Source organism: Erysipelothrix sp. strain 2 (EsS2-6-Brazil), assembly GCF_016617625.1.
In the GTDB taxonomy this organism is placed as follows: domain Bacteria; phylum Bacillota_I; class Bacilli_A; order Erysipelotrichales; family Erysipelotrichaceae; genus Erysipelothrix; species Erysipelothrix piscisicarius.
On sequence record NZ_SBAR01000001.1, the window covers coordinates 224,746 to 245,103 of the forward strand.

At 38.4% G+C, this 20,358-nt stretch carries 16 protein-coding genes; 5 read left to right on the forward strand and 11 right to left on the reverse strand.

Annotated features, from left to right (window positions below):
* Positions 1 to 87 precede the first annotated feature (87 nt).
* Complete coding sequence (locus tag EPJ89_RS01050) at positions 88 to 432, reverse strand: GNAT family N-acetyltransferase (protein ID WP_161636612.1); 345 nt, start codon at positions 430 to 432, stop codon at positions 88 to 90.
* 203 nt (positions 433 to 635) lie between these two features.
* Here EPJ89_RS01050 and EPJ89_RS01055 point away from each other — a divergent pair, with 203 nt between their 5' ends.
* Entirely contained in the window at positions 636 to 1,286 is a 651-nt protein-coding gene (locus EPJ89_RS01055; protein WP_161636613.1) for a YoaK family protein, read from the forward strand.
* Between the two features lie 121 nt (positions 1,287 to 1,407).
* Here EPJ89_RS01055 and EPJ89_RS01060 read toward each other — a convergent pair whose 3' ends face one another.
* From EPJ89_RS01060 to EPJ89_RS01100, 8 genes are all read right to left on the reverse strand, one after another.
* Positions 1,408 to 1,809, reverse strand: coding sequence for a DDE-type integrase/transposase/recombinase (locus EPJ89_RS01060; protein ID WP_237558268.1), 402 nt, complete (start codon positions 1,807 to 1,809; stop codon positions 1,408 to 1,410).
* Between the two features lie 104 nt (positions 1,810 to 1,913).
* A complete protein-coding gene (locus tag EPJ89_RS01070) occupies positions 1,914 to 4,469 on the reverse strand; it encodes an ATP-dependent Clp protease ATP-binding subunit (RefSeq protein WP_161636614.1) in 2,556 nt (851 codons plus the stop codon).
* A 71-nt stretch (positions 4,470 to 4,540) separates the two neighbouring features.
* Positions 4,541 to 5,653, reverse strand: a complete 1,113-nt coding sequence (gene dnaJ, locus EPJ89_RS01075; RefSeq protein ID WP_200548815.1) for a molecular chaperone DnaJ — start codon at positions 5,651 to 5,653, stop codon at positions 4,541 to 4,543.
* Between the two features lie 23 nt (positions 5,654 to 5,676).
* Complete coding sequence (dnaK, locus tag EPJ89_RS01080) at positions 5,677 to 7,482, reverse strand: molecular chaperone DnaK (RefSeq protein WP_161636616.1); 1,806 nt, start codon at positions 7,480 to 7,482, stop codon at positions 5,677 to 5,679.
* 13 nt (positions 7,483 to 7,495) lie between these two features.
* Positions 7,496 to 8,068 carry a nucleotide exchange factor GrpE gene (gene grpE, locus EPJ89_RS01085; protein ID WP_161636617.1) on the reverse strand — a complete coding sequence of 191 codons (573 nt, stop codon included), beginning with the start codon at positions 8,066 to 8,068 and terminating at the stop codon, positions 7,496 to 7,498.
* The gene (hrcA, locus tag EPJ89_RS01090; RefSeq protein ID WP_125164666.1) at positions 8,052 to 9,083 is read right to left on the reverse strand and encodes a heat-inducible transcriptional repressor HrcA; all 1,032 of its coding nucleotides are present in this window, start codon (positions 9,081 to 9,083) and stop codon (positions 8,052 to 8,054) included. Before hrcA ends, grpE begins: the two co-directional genes overlap by 17 nt.
* A gap of 102 nt (positions 9,084 to 9,185) precedes the next feature.
* A complete protein-coding gene (gene rsmD, locus EPJ89_RS01095) occupies positions 9,186 to 9,731 on the reverse strand; it encodes a 16S rRNA (guanine(966)-N(2))-methyltransferase RsmD (RefSeq protein ID WP_161636618.1) in 546 nt (181 codons plus the stop codon).
* A complete protein-coding gene (locus tag EPJ89_RS01100; protein WP_161636619.1) occupies positions 9,731 to 10,987 on the reverse strand; it encodes an FtsW/RodA/SpoVE family cell cycle protein in 1,257 nt (418 codons plus the stop codon). The genes rsmD and EPJ89_RS01100 overlap by 1 nt, the downstream gene beginning before the upstream one ends.
* Before the next feature lie 175 nt (positions 10,988 to 11,162).
* Here EPJ89_RS01100 and def point away from each other — a divergent pair, with 175 nt between their 5' ends.
* The 4 genes from def to EPJ89_RS01120 are packed head-to-tail and all read left to right on the forward strand — an operon-like array spanning position 11,163 to position 14,969.
* Positions 11,163 to 11,735, forward strand: a complete 573-nt coding sequence (def, locus tag EPJ89_RS01105) for a peptide deformylase (RefSeq protein WP_161636620.1) — start codon at positions 11,163 to 11,165, stop codon at positions 11,733 to 11,735.
* An 8-nt stretch (positions 11,736 to 11,743) separates the two neighbouring features.
* A complete protein-coding gene (rnjA, locus tag EPJ89_RS01110) occupies positions 11,744 to 13,609 on the forward strand; it encodes a ribonuclease J1 (RefSeq protein ID WP_200548816.1) in 1,866 nt (621 codons plus the stop codon).
* Positions 13,606 to 14,424, forward strand: coding sequence for a metallophosphoesterase (locus EPJ89_RS01115; protein ID WP_200548817.1), 819 nt, complete (start codon positions 13,606 to 13,608; stop codon positions 14,422 to 14,424). Before rnjA ends, EPJ89_RS01115 begins: the two co-directional genes overlap by 4 nt.
* 20 nt (positions 14,425 to 14,444) lie before the next feature.
* Positions 14,445 to 14,969: a class I SAM-dependent methyltransferase gene (locus EPJ89_RS01120; RefSeq protein WP_125164671.1), complete on the forward strand. Its 525-nt coding sequence runs from the start codon at positions 14,445 to 14,447 to the stop codon at positions 14,967 to 14,969.
* Here the strand turns inward: EPJ89_RS01120 and EPJ89_RS01125 are convergent.
* Entirely contained in the window at positions 14,932 to 15,438 is a 507-nt protein-coding gene (locus EPJ89_RS01125; protein WP_200548818.1) for an NUDIX domain-containing protein, read from the reverse strand. The two genes, EPJ89_RS01120 and EPJ89_RS01125, sit on opposite strands and share 38 nt — an antisense overlap.
* Before the next feature lie 259 nt (positions 15,439 to 15,697).
* Positions 15,698 to 20,332, reverse strand: a complete 4,635-nt coding sequence (locus tag EPJ89_RS01130; protein ID WP_200548819.1) for an endo-beta-N-acetylglucosaminidase — start codon at positions 20,330 to 20,332, stop codon at positions 15,698 to 15,700.
* Between the last annotated feature and the right edge of the window lie 26 nt (positions 20,333 to 20,358).

The following is a 20,358-nucleotide window of genomic DNA, read 5'->3' on the forward strand; positions in this document are numbered from 1 at the left end:
TTTAATTATACCTTAATTTAGCTCATTAATTCATCCTTCATGAACCAACGCTCTTGGGAGCAATAAAAAAATGCACCTAAGGTGCATTTAAGAAACCTGAAAGGCACACTCCGAGGATAAACGCACCTCGTCATTGCATCCGATTAACGTCTTACACATCGCAACCATTTCAGTTGCGTATCCATTCCCTCGAAACGCTTCCTCGACATAAATCATTTGAAGTCGTGCGTGATTCTTATTAACGGAATCTTTTTGAATGTGCGCAAACCCTGCTGGAAAGCCACAATCATATTTAATAACAAAAACATCTTGATCTGAATTTAGTTGTTCTTGTATTACGGCATGTCGATGTTCGTAAGAACAATCAGTCTCACACATAATGCTTAGATATACCAATTCTTCAAGTTGTTCTGGGGTACCAAGACAAATCATTACGACATCCTCCATAAACCTATCTTATCGTATTCATGGTCATGTGTCATGAAAATTAAATGAGCGTTTATGTAACGGCGCTCACAACCGTAACACCATAACGCGGTCGCGTATCAATGTCAATTATTTCAAGCATTTCTAATAAAAAATATCGTTTTTACGACGGTGCGTGCTATACTAAAAACAGTAAAAAGAGGTGTACTATGAAATCAATCGATCTTCAACACGAGAACAGTCGTTTCGCATATGTTTTTTCATTTATTTCCGGTTATTTAGATGTTTTAGGAATCCTTGCCATTGGTGGTGTATTCCTGTCTTTTATGAGTGGTAACTCAACCCGCTTAGGGATTCATTTGATTAACCAAGAATGGATTGAAGTTCTTCGCTATGTTTTGGTACTCATTTCCTTTGTTCTAGGATCTTTTATCGGTAACCTTTTCTGCACTGGTAGTCATGCGCAATCCATCAAAAAAATTTTAGAACTTGATATCCTCTGTTTGGTCGTCGCTCTGGCGTTTCAATTTACCACCTATCAAACGTGGAGTTTTCCCCTCATAAGTTTTGCGATGGGAATTCAAAACAAGGCCCAAGTTGAAGTTAATAACGCAACAATTGGGAAAGGATTTATGACCGGAGTGCTTTATGGTATTGGTGAAGCGTTTGCGCGCTTTGTACGCAAAGAGACGAGCTGGCATGAAGTATCAACATTAATTCTAACATGGTTCTTATTTTTTTTAGGCGCCATGACGTCAACCTGTCTACTCTGTTTCATCAATGCTACGCTTGCATTAGGATTGATTGTTGGTTTTATATGTTTCATTTATCTTAGTTTTTGTTTCTATCATCAACACTAAAAAGAGCCACCAAGGTGGAGTTGTCAAACAAAAGTAGACATTAATAAAAGACTAGAAACCCTTATCCATTTTATATTGGATAGGGGTTTTGTAATTTAAACAGTAAGTAGGTCTTTCAAAATTAAAAATAATGTACATATTCTTCGATAAAATTTTCAAAGTTATCTACAGACCAGTATTGATAATCACACGCCATTTCTGCTTTAATCCATCCATTTAATGATTCGATAATTGGATTATCTGTAGGTGTTCCAGCTCGCGACATAGATCTAATTATGTTATAATTTTCATGCGCTTTAGCGAAAGCTTTAGAGTGGTAGACAGCTCCTTGATCTGTGTGAAGAATCGTGGGAGCTGTTTTTTTATTATCCTTAAGTAGCCCAAGGAGATCCTCGAGACACTTGTAGTAAGGCTTAGGATCACCAGTTGTACGCGATAATGCAGAACTTATAATTTCATTGTTGAAGGTATCAACCATTAAAGTCCATTTATTATTTAATCCACCTTTGGGTCTTCCCATCATTAATACCTCCGTTTTATCTTTGATTTTATTATTACACAAAAAAAGTAGACAAGTCTTTTTTACTTGTCTACTTTTAGTTTACTACTCCACCGAGGTGGCTCTTTTTAATTTAAGCTTTTATGAGGCCCAAGAATATGAATTTCAAACTCATGATCATGTGCATCAATTTCAAGGATGCTGTTATCTTCCACATCCTTTTCAATAAGAAGGTATGCAATTTTGGTTTCAATTTCACGTTGTATAAAACGCTTCATTGGTCTTGCACCATAGGTTACATCGCTACCTTCCGCAACAATTAAATCAATTGCCTTGTCTGTAACACTTAATTTAAGGTTACGTCTTCCAATACGGACCGCAAGCTCATCAATGAACTTACGAGCAACATCATGAAGCACCGCATCGTTTAGTGCATTAAAGACAATGATTTCATCAATACGATTGATAAACTCAGGTTTAAAATGTGCTTGGACCGCTTGCATGTATTGTTTATCTCTACTTGCTTGATCCGGTTCAAAAGCAAACTGACTTCCAAGATTCGAGGTCATAATGATGATTGTATTTTTAAAATCAACCGTTACCCCTTTACTATCCGTAATGTGTCCATCGTCCAGAATTTGAAGGAGTACATTAAACACATCCGGATGTGCTTTTTCAATCTCATCCAAAAGCACGATTGAATACGGATGACGACGTACTTGTTCCGTCAATTGTCCACCTTGTTCGTAACCAACATATCCAGGAGGGGCACCAATAAGTCTTGATACGCTGTGTTTTTCCATATACTCGCTCATATCGATACGAATAATTCGGTTTTTATCGTCGAAAAGCTGTTGGGCTAAAACACGAGCAACTTCTGTCTTCCCAACACCTGTTGGACCCAAGAACATAAATGAACCTAAAGGTCTATTCTCATCTTGTATTTGTGCCTTCGAGCGAAGAATTGCATCTGTAACTGTTTGAAGGGCTTCATCTTGTCCTTTAACATACATTTCCAACTCATGTTTAAGGTTCAAGAGTTTTTCACGCTCGGAAGCTACAAGTTTTGTGATATCAATTTGTGTCCAACGCGATACGATTTCAGCAATCAACGCTTCATCAACTACTTCTTGAATCATGCTTCCAGAATTTTCGTTATCATTGCTTTCTTGAATTTGACGTTCAAGGGCAGGAATGGTTTCGTATTGTAGACGTGCAGCTTCTTCATAACGCGCTTCATTTTGTGCTTTCTCAAAGTCTAAACGTGCACGTTCTAAAGCCTCTTTCGCATCTTTAACCCCATCAACTTGTGCTTTTTCTTTTTCCCATCGTGCATAAAGATCTTGATAGGTCTCTTTGAGGTTGCTGAGTTCTTCTACAATCTCATCACGACGTTCAAGCGTCTTCGCATCAGTTTCTTTTTTTAGGGCAGCTTCTTCAATTTCAAGTTGGCGTATTTTCCGTGTTAATTCATCCAATTCTTCTGGCATCGATTCCATTTCGACGCGAATGGAAGCACATGCTTCATCAATCAAGTCGATGGCTTTATCCGGCAAGAAGCGATCTGTAATATATCGATCCGATAATTTCGCAGCCGCTACAATGGATTCATCCAAAATTTTAACACCATGATGCGATTCAAAGCGATCTTTAAGACCTCTTAATATGGAAATGGTGTCATCTACTGAAGGTTCACTTACAGATACACGTTGGAAACGACGTTCAAGTGCGGCATCCTTTTCAATGTGTTGGCGGTACTCATTATACGTTGTCGCACCAATTAGGTGGAGTTCACCACGGGCTAACATCGGTTTTAATAAGTTTGCGGCATCCATAGATCCTTCTGTTTTACCTGCACCTACAAGATTATGAATTTCATCAATAAATAGAATGATGTTTCCATCTGCTTGTTCTACTTCTTCGAGAACCGCCTTCAATCGCTCCTCAAATTCACCGCGGTATTTTGCGCCGGCAATCAAAGAGCCCATATCCAACTCGATGAGTTGTTTGTTTTTCAAGCTAAAAGGCACATCACCACGCATAATACGCCATGCAAGTCCTTCAGCAATCGCAGTCTTACCAACACCCGGTTCTCCAATTAGAATTGGGTTGTTTTTGGTTTTACGTGATAGAATTTGGATTACTCTTCGAATCTCATCATCACGCCCGATAATAGGGTCAATCTTACCATCACGAACATCCTTCACCAAATCACGTCCGTATTTTAACAAGGCATCAATTTGATTTTCAGCTTGGGGTGAATCCATGACTCTTCCGGAACGATGACTGAGAATTGAAGCCTCGATTGTGCGGGTATCCACAAGATTACGATATGCACTTACAGCTTCCAAAATTCCCAGAAAAAGGGCAAATAGGGAAATATAGGTATCCCCTTGTTTCGTTGACCATGCTTGAGCTTTCGCAAAAACATGTGTGATTTCTTGGTCCATGGTCAATTGCGCACCTTGCACCTTTGGAAGTTTATCCAACCGTTCATCGGCAGATTGAAGAAGTTTCGACTTATTCGTTCCTGTCTCTTCCAAAATTAAATCGAGATCACCTGAATTCAAAAGTGCTTTCATCAAGTGGGCTGACGACACGGCACTGTGTTGCATTTGTGTCGCATAGTTCACAGCTTCCATTAAAGCTGCTTGAGCTTTTTCAGTTAAATTTTCGTAGTTCATGCAATTCACCTCCATTTTAGCAATTAACTACTTAGAGTGCTAATATTTAATTTAAAGAAAAGTGACGTGTGTCACTTGAACGCTTTTTTAAAGCGGTCAAAGACACTATCACCTTTTACTTCTGTTTCTTTTAACGCTTCTAAATGTTCACGTTGTTGACGTGATAATTTAGTTGGAACTTCTAATTTAACTTCAACATATTGGTCTCCCATACGTCCTGATCGAAGGTCTTTAACCCCTTTTTCACGAAGTCTAAATTTAGTATTAGGTTGTGTACCTGCAGGTATTGTTAATTTAACATCACCATGCACAGTTGGTACTTCAATCTCCGTACCCAATGTGGCATCGATTACTGATAAAGGAATGTTAATATGGATGTCATTCCCCTCACGTCTGAAGTGCTTATGTGTTCCAACTACAATCTCGATAAAGAGATCGCCGTTTGGTCCACCATTGGCGCCGCGCTCACCCTTACCAGAAACACGTAATTGTTGTCCGGTAACAATGCCCGCAGGAATTTTAATATCCACTTCGACACGCTTTGTATTATATCCTTTACCATGACATTCGCCACAGCGTTTTGTAATTGTTTTACCAGTACCACCACAGTCTGGACATGTTGCTTGAGATTGGAACACACCAAAAGGTGTACGTTGTTGCGTTACCGTTTGACCCGTTCCACCACAACGTGAACATGTCTTGATATCATCTTTGCTATGTGCACCCGAACCATGACACGATGTACATTCTTCATCGACATTTAAAGTCACGGATTTGTTGGCACCAAACACAGCCTCCATAAAGTCAATTCGCATACTCATAAAGCGATCTTGACCCTTCATAGGTCCATTAGGATTACGACGTTGGCCTCCGCCTCCGCCGCCGAAGAATGAACTAAAGATATCACCGAAATCATCAAATCCACCGCTAAAGCCGCCTCCAAACCCGCCGGCTCTTTGATCAAAGGCAGCATGGCCAAACTGATCATAGTTCGCACGTTTTTGAGAATCACTAAGGACTTCATAGGCTTCTTGGACTTCTTTAAATTTAGCTTCAGCACCATCCTCTTTGTTAATATCAGGATGGTACTTCTTCGCTAACTGGCGATAGGCTTTCTTAATTTCTGCATCTGTGGCAGATTTACTTACTCCAAGTATTTCATAAAAATCTCTTTTATCTGCCATATCTACCTCCGAAAGTTTTTAAACTAGTTTTTTTCTTCAAATTCAGCGTCAACAACTGTTTCATCACTTGACGAAGCATCTGCTTCAGCTTGACCTGCTTGTTGTTCATACATTGCTTGTGACATTGCTTGAGCTGCTTGTTCTAATTGATCAAGTTTTTCTTTTAATGTTTCAAAATCATTGTTATCCATTGCTGTTTGCAATTCATCACGTAATTTTGTAACTTCTTCTTTTTGAGCATCATCCACAGGTGAATCTTCACTTGCTAAGGACTCATCAATTTGATGAATAAATTGTTCTGCACGGTTTTTAAGCTCTGCTTCTTCTTTTAATCGTAAATCTTCGGAAGCATTTTCTTCAGCTTCTCGAACCATGCGTTCGATTTCTTCATCACTTAATCCTGAGCTGTTTGAAATTGTAATGGATTGTTTTTTGTTTGTTCCCTTATCCATTGCTGAAACGTTTACGATACCATTTACGTCAATATCGAATGTAACTTCAATTTGAGGAATACCTCGTTTTGCAGGAGCAATACCATCTAATTTAAATAAACCAAGTGATTTATTGTCTTTAGCCATTGGACGTTCACCTTGTAAGACGTTAATGTCTACAGCGGGTTGATTATCTGCTGCTGTTGAGAATACTTGTGATTTTGATGTTGGGATTGTTGTATTACGTTCAATAAGAACGGTCATCACACCACCCATTGTTTCAATACCTAATGATAATGGTGTAACGTCAAGAAGTAACACATCTTTAACATCTCCTGAAATAACACCACCTTGAATTGCGGCACCCATTGCAACAACTTCATCAGGGTTAACAGATTTATTTGGTTCTTTTCCTAATTCATTTTTAACAGCTTCAACCACAGCTGGAATACGTGTTGATCCACCAACAAGCAATACTTGATGAATATCATTTTTAGTAAGTCCAGCATCTTTTAGTGCTTGACGAACTGGAACCATTGTACGTTCAACAAGGCTCTTTGTCATTTCTTCAAACTTAGCACGTGATAATGTTGTTTCCAAGTGTAATGGACCATTTTCGCCTGCTGAGATAAATGGTAATGAAATTGAAGCATTTACAGTTGAAGATAAATCTTTCTTCGCTTTTTCTGCTGCTTCTTTTAGACGTTGCATAGCCATTTTATCGGATGATAAATCAATACCATTTTCTTTTTTGAAAATATCGACTAAATAATCAACAACGATGTGGTCAAAGTCATCTCCACCTAATTTGTTATCTCCAGCAGTTGATAATACTTCAAATGTACCATCTGCTAATTCAAGAATGGAAACGTCGAAGGTACCACCACCAAGGTCAAATACTAATACTTTTTCTTCATCTTTATCTGTTTTATCGATTCCAAATGCAAGCGCAGCCGCAGTTGGTTCGTTAATAATACGTTCTACTTCTAAACCTGCAATCTTACCAGCATCTTTTGTTGCTTGACGTTGTGCGTCATTAAAGTATGCAGGTACGGTAATTACAGCCTTTGTAACTTTTTCACCAAGATAATCTTCTGCATAGCTCTTCATATAGCCTAAGATCATTGCTGAGATTTCTTCTGGTGTATACTCTTTTCCTTCAAGTGTAACTTTTTCGCCTGTACCAATTAAACGTTTAACTGATACTGCGGAGTTAGGGTTTGTTACAACTTGACGTTTCGCTGCATCCCCAACAATACGCTCACCATTTTTAAAGCTGACTACAGAAGGTGTTGTACGATTTCCTTCTGGGTTTGTAATTACTTTTGCTTCTCCACCGTCCATTACGGAAACAGCTGAGTTTGTTGTTCCTAAATCAATACCAATAACTTTACTCATAATATATATCCTCCTATTGACTCACTTTTACAAGACTCGCACGTAGAATGCGATCTTTTAACATATATCCTTTTTGGAATTCTTCAATAACTATATTGGATTCAACACCCTCTTTTTCCTCTGTCATCATTGCTTGATGAATATTTGGATCAAAGGGTTGGTTCAATGCATTAATCGGTTCAACACCTTCTGCTTTAAGCGATGCCATTAACTGATCGTAAATCATTTGTACACCATCTCGTAAAGCCTCATCAGTTGTTTCTTGTTTTAATGCACGTTCCAAATTATCTAACACAGGCAACACATCTGCTGCAAATCCTTGAATACGGTATTTACGCAGTTGATCATGCTCGCGTTGCAGACGTTTTTTTAAATTTTCTGTATCTGCTAACATTTTAAAATAGTCGTTTTTTAACGTTTCAATTTCTTTTCGTAAGGCTTCATTCTCATCAATTGCTTCATCATTTTCAGAAGTATCATTTACTGAGTCTGAAGTTTCAATTTCTTCGCTGTTTGTTGATTCAAGTACTGTTTCATCTTGAACTTCTTCATGCAATTCTTCAGCGGTTTTATTCGTCTTGCTCATCATTGCCACCTTTCCCATACACCGTTTCGATCATCTCCGAAACATAATCCATCAACGAGACAACGCGACTGTATTCCATTCGACTTGGTCCCACAATCATCAACTTATGCTCATGATTATCGAGTAAATTAAACGAACTGGATACAACGGCCATATCATCAACCCAAACAATTTCACTTTGATCGCCTTTTTTAAGACTCAAGTGATTTTGTCCTGTGGATAAGTTACGCCACATTTCACTGTTTTCGAGCATATCCATCATTTCACGAAGTTTCTCTATGTTTGAGAATTCTGGCTGGTATAACATATTTCGTTCACCGCTTAAATAGACTTCGTCTTGAGCAAATTTAATAAATGCTCCTACAAACGCTTCAAAGAGTACCTCATATTTTTCAATTCGTCTTGATAAAATTGGTCTTAAACTTTCCATCTTATCAACAACTTCTGAAAGTGCTGTACCTTTTAATCGTTCATTTAATATTGAAGTACACGCCTCAAGGTCATTCACATCGACTTTACTATCAAAATTAAAAATTCGATGCTCTGCATGCCCTGACTCTGTAACGAACACGGCCATTGCATTAAATTCGCTCAATGGAATTAATTGAACACTTTTCAGTGTTTCATTCATCGCACTGGGACCTAATACAACCGTGGTTAGATTCGTCATCTGTGATAAAATATCACAGCTTTGTCGAATCGCTTCATCAATACCGAGTCGTCGATCGGAGAAAATTTGAGCAATCGCGGTTTCAATCCCGTAATTCTCTTCTTCATCCATGAGGTGTTCTACATAGAATCGATACCCTTTTGTTGAAGGAATGCGTCCACTGGACGTATGTGTCTTTTCCAGTAGTCCTATTTTTTCTAAATCTGACATCTCATTTCGTATTGTCGCAGACGAGTATGATAAGTTATATTTATCGATTAACGTCTTCGAACCCACTGGTTCAGCAGTGTTAATAAACTCTTTAACAATCGCCTTAAATATCTCTATTTTTCGTGGCGTCAACATATTATTCTCGCCTCCTAAACACTCTATTCTTTGTGTCTAGTATTATTCTACACCACGAGTTTAGCACTGTCAACCTTTAAGTGCTAAAAAATAAAAAAGGACCTAATTGTCCTTTTTGTAGTATCGTACTTTACTTATACCATAATCCTTAACGCAGTCTAGATAAAACCCGTCAATCACATCCGGCAAATCATAGTTCTTATCCGTCTCACAAATTATTAAGCCATCCTCTGCAACCAAATTACGCTTAATAATGATTTTGATAATTTCAAGGGTATGTTCGTATCGATATGGAGGGTCAAGGAAAACAAACTCGAAAGATCCAGATACCGTCTCCAATAATTTCATTGAGTCGCCTTTTTTAAGTTGGACACATCCTTCAAGATCAAAAGTTTTGATGTTATCTCGAATAACGTTATAAGCACGCACATCTTTCTCAAAAACAACTGCATGTTCGATGCCTCGACTGATTGATTCAAGAGCCATAGCTCCCGATCCCCCAAAGACATCTAACATTTTTCCTTCATTAAAAAATGGCCCAATCCGATTAAAGATTGCTGCGCGAACTTTATCGGTCGTCGGGCGCGTTGTATCTCCTTTTAACGTCTTAATTGGTCGCGAACCAAATGTTCCTGCTACAACTCTCATTACACTACCTCTGTTAAGCGTTTCAAATTCTCTTTGCGTTTCATTTCTTCTTGTTTTATGCGTAATTGATCTTTACGTTTGATATTAATAATTCCCATTTCATAACGTGAAATGACATTTTGTGTTAACCCGATCGCCAACATAATCGCCATACGACTGGATCCCCCTTTAGAGATAAACAGAAGTGGTACTCCAGTTAACGGAATCAACGCGGTAATACCTCCGATATTAAAGATAAAGTGAATCATAATATAAGCAACAGTACCCATTAAGATAACTTTATCCGATTCTTGTTTCACTTTGAACGAATACTTAACGAGTTGATACAACATCGTACCATATCCAATTACTATAATTGAGAATCCAATCATGCCTAATTCTTCGATTGTGACAGCGAGAATAAAGTCAGTATGCGCTTCAGGAAGATACCCATATTTGATTAGACTATTTCCATAACCCATCCCAAACATGCCACCTTTAAACATTGCAACCATTCCATTAAAGATTTGGTAGCCACTACCATAGCGGTCCAAGAATGGATTTGAGGACGTTTTAAAACGACCAATCATATAAGGTGGGATATTTAATTTTTCAATAAGACTAATACCAAATGAGGAATCTAAAAAGATCAGTCCAACAATTCCCACACCTGCTAGGATGAACATCCACTTTTGTAATCGCGTTAGTTTATCATGAGATGGAATTAATACACAGATATAAGCAATTCCAAGAATAACAACCGCCGACCCAAGGTCATGCTGTGCTTTCACAACAAAAAGGAAAATCGCAAGAATAATAAAGAACGGCTTCTTTACTAAATCAAATGTGCTTGCCTTCGTCCGTTTATTTCGATCTGCGAGAAACGTCGCAATGGTTAAAATTCCGAAAATCTTTGCAAACTCACTGGGCTGAATGGTCATAATTTTAAGATTAATCCAAGCTTTTGCACCATTAATGGCCGGGAAAACGAGCGTAATCCCCAAAAGACCCACCATTAAGAGTAATATTTTGGCGTAATTCTTTCGAAAATAATTAAGCGAAAATCGCCGCGCAACCATAACCATCATAATATAGGATACAATTACAAAAACAAGCTCCTTAACTCCGACTAAGACTAATGACTTGGCTGTACTTCCTGATGTCATACTTCCGGAGATAACCATAAGGACCCCAAAGATATTTAATATTAACGCTGCTGCATGAATTGGGCGGTTATAGCCCATTGGCATTTTAAGTGATATTTTTCTTTTCTTCATGGCTTTATTCTATCATAGATATAATGAAAAATAAGCGAAAGCCTTTCAAAAAGAGTAAAAATACGATAAACTATGCTTAAAGAGTTTGAATAGACCCACATATAATTCATACTTAAATATTATAATATATGTAGTGTATATTATTTATTTTTATCATGGAATAGAGGAATTTTAAATGCACGATATAAATATGGACACAATTGTCCTAGATCCAAACCCAGTTCTGCGTCAAAAATGCGAACCGGTGTCTTTTCCTTTGTCGGAAGAAGACCGTAATACACTTGAAAACATGTTGCAATATGTTCGTGATTCAAGGGATCCTGAACTTGCTGAAAAGTATAATTTGCAACCAGCAAATGGCATTGCCGCACCTCAAATTGGTGTTGCGAAACAAATGACAGCCCTTGTTGTTGATCTTGAAGATAAGCATGGCAATGTCAAAACCGTTGAATATGCCTTAGTGAATCCTAAGATTGTTTCTCACTCAGTAAAACAATGTGCGCTCAGTTATGGTGAAGGGTGCTTATCCATTCGGAAAGATTATCCTGGCCTCGTACGTCGTAGTCAACGCATCAAAGTTTTAGCGTACGATATGATTACAGACCAACGTATTGAGATTGTCGCAAAAGACATCTTAGCAATTGTTTTACAACATGAAATTGATCATTTAAATGGTGTGCTCTTTTACGATCACATTGATTCAAAGGACCCATGGATGGCTGAAAAAGGACTTAAAATCATAGAATAGGAGATTATATGGACGAAAAAAATATGAAATTAAGAAAAACCGATACCCTAGTCTATGCTTTAGGTGGCTTGGGCGAAGTCGGTAAAAATATGTACTGTATTGAACATGATGATGAAATTATCATTATTGACTGTGGGGTAATGTTCCCCGAAGAAAACTTATTGGGTGTTGATTATGTCATTCAAGACTATGCTCACTTAATTCGCAATCAAAAGAAAGTCAAAGCGCTTGTGATTACACACGGCCATGAAGACCACATCGGTGGAATTCCTTTCTTACTCCAAAAAGTTAATGTTCCTCAAATCTATGCACCTCAATTTGCGAAAGCACAAATTGAGCGCAAGCTTGAAGAACGTAAAATAAGAACAAAACATAAGATTCAAGAAATTGATTCAAAATCTACCATTAAAACAAAACATTTTGTTATTGGATTCTTTAATGTCGTTCACTCAATCCCAGATGCTCTTGGTGTTCTTGTAAATACGCCAAATGGTCGTATTGTTTCAACTGGAGATTTCAAATTTGATTTAACACCGGTTGGAAATAATCCTGATTACCAAATCATGTCATATATGGGCGAGATTGGTGTGACCTTATTGATGAGTGACTCAACTAATGCGGAAGTTAGCGGATTTTCCATCAGTGAAAAAGAAGTTGGTCGCGAAATTAAACGCATTTTCAATAAAACGGAAGGACGCATCATTATCGCAACGTTTGCCTCAAATGTTTATCGCGTTCAACAAATTATTGAAGCAGCTATTGCGGATGGCCGCAAAATTGCAATCTTTGGTCGTTCCATGGATAACGTTGTAAATATTGCTCGTAAACTTGGACATATCGATGCTGCGGATAAACATTTCGTTAATGCGCATCAATTAAACAAATTACCTGCAGATCAAGCCTGTATTATTTGTACAGGAAGCCAAGGTGAACCACTCGCTGCTCTAAGCCGTATTGCGAATGGAACACACCGTCAAATCAGCATTATGCCTGGCGATACTGTTGTATTTTCTTCAAGCCCAATTCCTGGAAATGCTACCAGTGTTTCCCATGTTGTAAACCAATTGACACGTGCAGGGGCAAATGTTCTCACGAACTCACCTCTAAATTCAATTCATACAACAGGTCATGCTTCAAAAGAAGAACAAACACTGATGCTTCAATTAATCAAACCAAAATTCTTTATGCCAATGCACGGTGAATACAAGATGCTAAAAGCACACCGTCAAACAGCAATCGAAACGGGTGTTGATCCAGATAACATCTTTATTTGTTCAAATGGTGATGTCGTTGCCCTTCGTGACGGTGTTGCGTTTATGAGCGATACACGAATTCAAGCAGACGATATTTATGTTGATGGCAATGATTCCAGCGGTTTATCCACAGCTGTTCTTAAAGATCGTAAGATTTTATCCGACAGTGGTCTTGTTTCAGTCGTTGTTACCATCGATTCACGTCAAAATAAAATTTTATGTAAACCAACGATTGTGACACGTGGATTTGTATTTATTAAAGAAAATCAAACATTACTCAAAGAAGCTGAGCTTGTTGTCTATGAAGCGTTAAAAAAACGCATGACAAAAAAAGTTACCTTCGGGGAAATCAAAAACACAATCCGTGGTTCGCTTGAGCCATTCTTATACAAACATACACAACGTAACCCACTTGTTATTCCTGTAATCTTAAATCAAAAAACAGCAATGGCACCGGTTAAAGGTGAATCAAAAAAAGAAAACACGACTCAAGAAGCGAAACCTGTAAAAAAACAGAAAAAAAATAACAACAAACCAAATCACGAACCGAAACAACAAAAGGATGCTAAAAAACCAAAATCACCAAAAGCACCAAAACCTCAACAACCGCGTAAAGCATGAGTAAAAAAAAGTTAGCGGTTTTACTGGGGTTAATCGCAATTACGTCATCTCTAATCTATTTAGAAATGACACATTTTGCACCCCAGCGTGTTAAGTTGCGTATTGAAATGGTGGAATCAACACGCATTCCTGCATCCTTTAACAATTTTTCGATTGGATTTTTATCCGATGTGTACAGTCATGATGATAATCTCGATAAGGCCTTAAAAGAACTTGATTCGTTTAAGCCAGATATGATTATTTTTGGTGGTAATCTATTTAAAGCAGCACCATCAGAAAAAGAACAAACTATAATGATTGAAAAACTAAGTAAGTTGAATGCGAAACTTGGTAAGTATGCGGTATTGGGTGAAAATGATATCCGTAAAGCAAACGAAGTAACACAGGCTGTGTTAACGAAAAGTGGATTCAAACTTATTTCAAATACTAAAATTGATGTTCATAACTTTACCAATGAATCGATTCAACTCGTTGGAATCGATGCAAACAATGACATCAACAAAGAAACTGAGTTCCCTTACCCTTCAACATCCCAAGACATCTTCAACATTACCATTGCCAATAATCCGGATAATGTTAAAGAGTTTGATGATACTGAAGTCGATCTGATGCTCTCTGGAAAAACCATGGGTGGTTACATTCGTTTACCACTCATTGGATCGATTACCGAGTCCTCAGATTATATTAATAAACGTCAAACGGTTGATGAAACAACCCTCATCATCTCTTCAGGAATTGGTTTAAAAGAACCTGAAATGCGCCTTTTATCAAATCCTGATGTAATGATTGTTATTTTAAAAAGCCCACAAGCATAGGGCTTTTTTTTGGAGGTATTATGAATCATAAAGAACAATCTCATAAATGGATGCAACAATTCCTCAACAATGACGCTGTTGTTGTTGATATGACCTGTGGTAATGGCTATGATACACAATTTCTTGCGTCACAAGCAGGTCATGTATATGCAATTGATATTCAAGAAGAAGCGATCGAAAGTGCAAAAAAACTGAATCAAGGATCCACGAATATAACCTATATTCATTCCGATCACAGTCGTGTCAATTTCAAAGAAAAAGCACCCTTTACAGGTGCTATCTACAATCTTGGATACTTGCCTCGAAGCGATAAGTCGATCATCACAACATCACATACGACGGTCGCTTCCCTCAAAATTATTATACCTTTGCTGACTGATTTTTTAGTTATCGCTTGTTATTTAAAACATGAAGGCGGTTATGAAGAGTATGTGGCTGTTCGTGATTATATCGTCTCAACCCACTTGCCTTATGAGACCTTAGAATATGAAACACCGCTTAGTCCCATTACATTTCTTGTTGATCTAAGAAATAACGCATCATAACCCGCTCTCGTGCATGAACCAGCTCATTAACCCCTTCTTGAGGCTGATTGAGTGTTTCAAGCCACATTTCAGGGAAACACCAAATAACATCGTCAAATAACTGTTCTTCAAGACGCGTTCGAGCTGAATGCGTCTTTTTTGTAATGTAACAGACAAAATAATTATGCACCGTTGTGCGATTTAATAAATTATAGACGTCCACAATACTTGCGAGATATGAAATTGAATCAACTTCATATCCCAGTTCCTCATGAATTTCGCGATGAACCGCTTGAACCATCGACTCACCAACTTCAATGCCACCACCGGGTGATTCGTAGTGATTTCGTTTACCAAATAAATCCTGGCCTTTAATCAAAATCATCGCACACTGTCCCAATTCATTCATGACAAAACAACGAACGGTATTACGAACATGACAGATTTTAGCCTCTTTAAATTGATCATCCTCGAGATATTTAACGATCATTTGAAACCTCCTTGTAATAGAAAAAAAGACGCACGCTGCGCCTTTCAATGAAGTTGTTGAATCACACAAATATCTTGGGTGGGGGGGTAAAGAATATTTGGTGTTCAACCGGTCATCACTGACCATGTACAATAATACGCTCTTGGTCATTTATTGTCAAGGATATAACCAAAAATTAAATTTTTATTAAGATTTACTTTGATAACAAAGTAACAAGTATCGAGTAACGTAACAAAAAGAGGGTTTCCCCTCTCTTCAATTAATCATTATGACGTCGTTTTAATGCAATTCCCAACCCTAATAGAATAATGCCATTGTAAAGGTTAGCATTTGAAACTCCTGTTTTAGGAAGTGTCGAAGTCGCGGTGACTTCATTATTTTCCAGTTTGGAAGTGCCATCTACGGAGTCCACTTGGTTTGTGTCTTGCTCCGGTTTCACTTCTGGCTTTTCTTCTGGCTTTTCTTCTGGCTTTTCTTCTGGTTTTTCCTCTGGTTTTTCCTCTGGTTCTTGAGGTTCTACCACTACATCTTTCAGTTCAAGTGAATTCCTTGCATTTTCGAGATTTTCCACTGCCTGATTCAACTCTTCTGGTGAAACAGGTTTGGGTATTGCAATGCTTCTAAATTGACGCCCTTGAATTCGATTCAAGATTGCCTTTGCCTCTTGAAGTGCATTTTCAAATTTTGAGAAACTTGCTTCAGTATACTTTGATTCATCAAGATTGCGCACCTCTTCGATTTGTTGTTCCAATCGCTGAATCAATGCTTCATCAAGCTTAATTGGTTTTAAGTTTAAGATTGCATCTTGAAGTTTATCCACAAGTGCATCAATCTCATCTTGGGGGAGATCATGGTTTCCACGCATTGCTTTCACAGTTTCAATGGATTCATGCAGGGCTTTAAAGGATGACGCGTCATAACGGTTTGACTCAAGTTCATCAAGGACTTCCATGAGTTCATCAACGGCTTCCCAATCTTGAGGGTTATCAATTCGCTCAAGCAGTGACAAGGCGTGTTTTAAGTTTTCAGCTGCATCGTCAATATCTTGTTGCGTTGATAATTCTAATGCCGCAATCGTACGCGCGTGTTTATGTGCATCATGAAGACGAATGAGGCTGGATTCTGTATAGAGATTTAGATCAACTGCATCTGCTTCTTGAATCAATTCCTCGAGGTATTCTGTATTGCGGATACGTTTTAAGCCATCCATGGCCTCCTGTAGCGTTTGTACCAATGCATCTATCGCCTCTTGACTGTCTACATCATTTCGTGATGCTTTAACATGTTCCAGCACATCTTTAAGTGTTGCGATGCTCGCGTCTGTGTAAAGCTTGATATCAATGGATGCTGCTTCTTCAATGAGAGCATCAAGTGCTTTTGTGTCTAATTTTAACACGAGCTGTTCCAGTGCTTCATGGAGTCGTTCATGCATTGACTCATAGTCTTTTTCGGTTCCTTCATTACCTGAAACCAACGCTTTAGCTTCTTCGTAGACTGCATCAAGTTTAGCTAAAGAGTCTTCCGTATAGACACTTCGATCCATCGCTTCGATTTCATGCAGACGTTCTTGAAGTTTCACATACTCAATATTTTGAATTTTTTCGAGTTGTTTAATTGCATCAGTCAACGTGGTAACCATCATTTGATAATCGTTTTCTTGGCTACTTTCTTGATCAATCAGTGATTGTGCTTCATTGATCACGGCATCCACAAGCTGAAGGGATGCTTCAGTATAGATTTTACGATCAAGCGCTTGATATGCTTTGAGCTGTGTAACCAGTGCTTGATATGATTTCGATTGAACCAGTGTGATAAGGACTTCATCAAGAGCCACATCACCTTTCACATCAAAAGCATACTCACGGACATTATCCGGATATCCTTTCGGTAATGATTTGAGTGTCAGTGTGTATTGTCCCAGTAGCAATTCCGTTTGGAGATGATCTGCACCACTTATCCCCTCAAATACCGTTTCACCAACACTATTTTTAATCATAAACGGTACTGTCACAGCTTCCCCTACATCACTTGTAATGTGAATTGAGGTCAAGGCCTTGGTTTCAGTTGGAATTTCAAAGGCAATACTGTTTTTAAAACTTTCCTCTGAAAAATCGGGTTGAATGGTGTAATAAATTAAACCATCGTATTCCTTAAAATTAAATTCTTTAAGTGCAACCGTTCCTTTTTTCTCATTTCGAATAGATTGAACCGGTTTTGTATCCTCAAGTTTGCGGTAGAGATGAATCGTTGTTTTTTCGGGAACATGTTTAAATGTTAAGGATCCAATCCCATTTGATTGTGGTTTTGCTTCTACTTGACTAAGCAGTAGATTATTCGGTTTTGGGAAAGAATCTGTTTCAAACATCTGCCATTCATAAATTCGAACGGCTTGCCATGGCGATGATCCCGCTAAGTCGATTTTTAATTTCCATTCCTGAGCCGTAATCGGTTGATCCAACAAGACATCCGTCACCGCTTCACGATTGTTTCGTATTTCTTTTGCGAGGACCCAATTTCCCTGTTCATTTTTATAATGTAGCGAGAAGTTAATCGTATTCATGTCTTTCGCTTCACCGCCATACTCAGCATGTTCAACACGCCAACGTTTAATGGTGCGTGCAGCATCAAGTTTAATATCCATATAACCGCTGCTCTTAGGTGATGATGCCCATTTACTGTTTCCTTGTGCGGTTCCATCCAGTGCTTTTGACGCTGGTTCCGCATCGTTTTGGTGACTGACACCAGTAACTTCCGCATTTAATGCTACATTGACCGGAACTTCCATCTCAACCACTTCACTTCGGTTTAAATCGACACCCCAATCAAAACGACCTACACTTGGTTCACCACGATACCCCTCTTTATTAACTGTTTTAATTTGAATGGTTGTATGATTGTCTTCAAATGCATTCGCATCACTTCGGGTGATCTTATCCGCATAGAAATGGTTATTTGTACTGGTTCCTAATAATACGGCTACACCGTCATTATTGACTTGATAGACTTCATAGTACTTGGCACCCTCTACCGTGTCCCATGTCGCTCTAAATTGGCCCATACGTGCATCCGAAAGTAATTGTTCTGTAACAACAATATTTGATGGACCTGCTAGAAGCGGTGCGGTGTTTGTATAGACCTGAATTTGACCGAGATTCACTTTAATCGGTCCCGTTTGATTAGCTCCAACGTTTAAACTTAATGCATACATAACAGAACCACTATAATCCGCTAAGTCAATCGTATGGCGTACCCATCCGTTTTCATCGGATGCAAGCGTAAAATGTGTTGCATTGTGGTCTTTATAGTTTTCATGAAAAGATACCCCTAATTTTAATGATGTATTCGGAGTTGTTTTGGTAACGATATCAATTTTTGTCGTATCGGTTACATTTAATTTGGTACTATATAACATCACTTCATTGGCGTCCCCTGCTTTAAAATCACCTTCTATTTTTAAAGAATTGCCGCCATTATACGCATCATCAAAATCGTAAGCAATGGCGGCACGTGGCACACCTTCTTTGAGATCTTTAACCCAGAATCGCCATGTTGGCATAATATCTTGAATTGCGCGATTATGCCATGCGCCTTCACGGGCTAAAACACCATCTGCAAACCATTTACGTCCGTGACCTGAATTAAAACTTGTTTGGAATTCAGTTCCGGTAATTACAGATTTATCCACTACATAACGTGACATCCCCTTCCAATTTTGGGAATCATCCGCTAAAGTTGGATCGCCTTGTGGACCTGTATATAAGATGTTTTCTTGGTTATGGAAATCTTCAGGATCTTTCGCAAGCCCCATGGTTGAGTTGGATGCATACAATGCAATGGATGATAAAATACGTTTATCCGTACCAATTAAAGTCCGTGCATCAATATTTGTTTTATGTGAACGTTGTTGGATTTCAAAACCGGTATAAGCCGCAAAAGGATCACGACCGATTGATTTTAAGTAGTCTGAAGTTCCTTGCACACGACCTTGCCAGTTATAGTTAATAAAGAATTCATCAACACCAAAGTCATTATCGTGATCAACCGGTTTCATCCATAAATCATTATATTGATTGATGGCATTTTGATGACTCACGTTCCCATTATTTGCCATAGCATCATACCACGAGATATTTATTGGGTAACCCATATCTCTTGATTTTTGACGCATATAACGCAACATTGCATTCAATTGATTTGCTACACGCTGGTTGGAACCATACGTCTCTTGGTTAAAGAAATAGCCATCAAAGCCAAAATATTGAGCAATCTCAATCATCTTATCAGCTGCTGGGAATGAACCGTCAGGATTTTGTTGGACCATGGCTTCAAGTTCTTTTAGGGAGTCGGGTTGACCACTTCCCCAAGGAAATCCTAACGTAGCATAAACCGGTACCCCATTTTTATGCGCCGCATCAACGATATCTGGTGAAGGCAACGCAAAAATCCCTTCATCCGTACCCGCCCAGTATATAAGGGAATCAATGTACTGCCAGTTATCAAATGCGTAAATATTAAAATCACTACCGCCCGTTGATGGTGAGCTGTCATGATTTGCATTAATGATTGCCGCATTCGTGATCTTTGCATCGGGATGCGCAAGATCATTAATTTGATGCCCTTTAAAACGATTGGTATTTAACGGTATGGTTGATCGATTTAATTCAGCATCAGGATCAGTTTCTGGACTCCATTTCATCAATGTTTCAAGTCGAAATGCAGGTGATAACGGTTGAAGCGATAGACCCTCGTGATATGCTTCATTCACCTCATCCGTTCCATCCCCCGTTACAAGTGCGTGAGATGGCATTACAAAAAAAGGTAATAGTAACGAAAAACTGGTGACAACCACAAGTGTTGTCTTGAGATAAGACTTAAATCTAGAATTTCTTTTCATAAATATCCCCTTTCAAGTGTGCATAC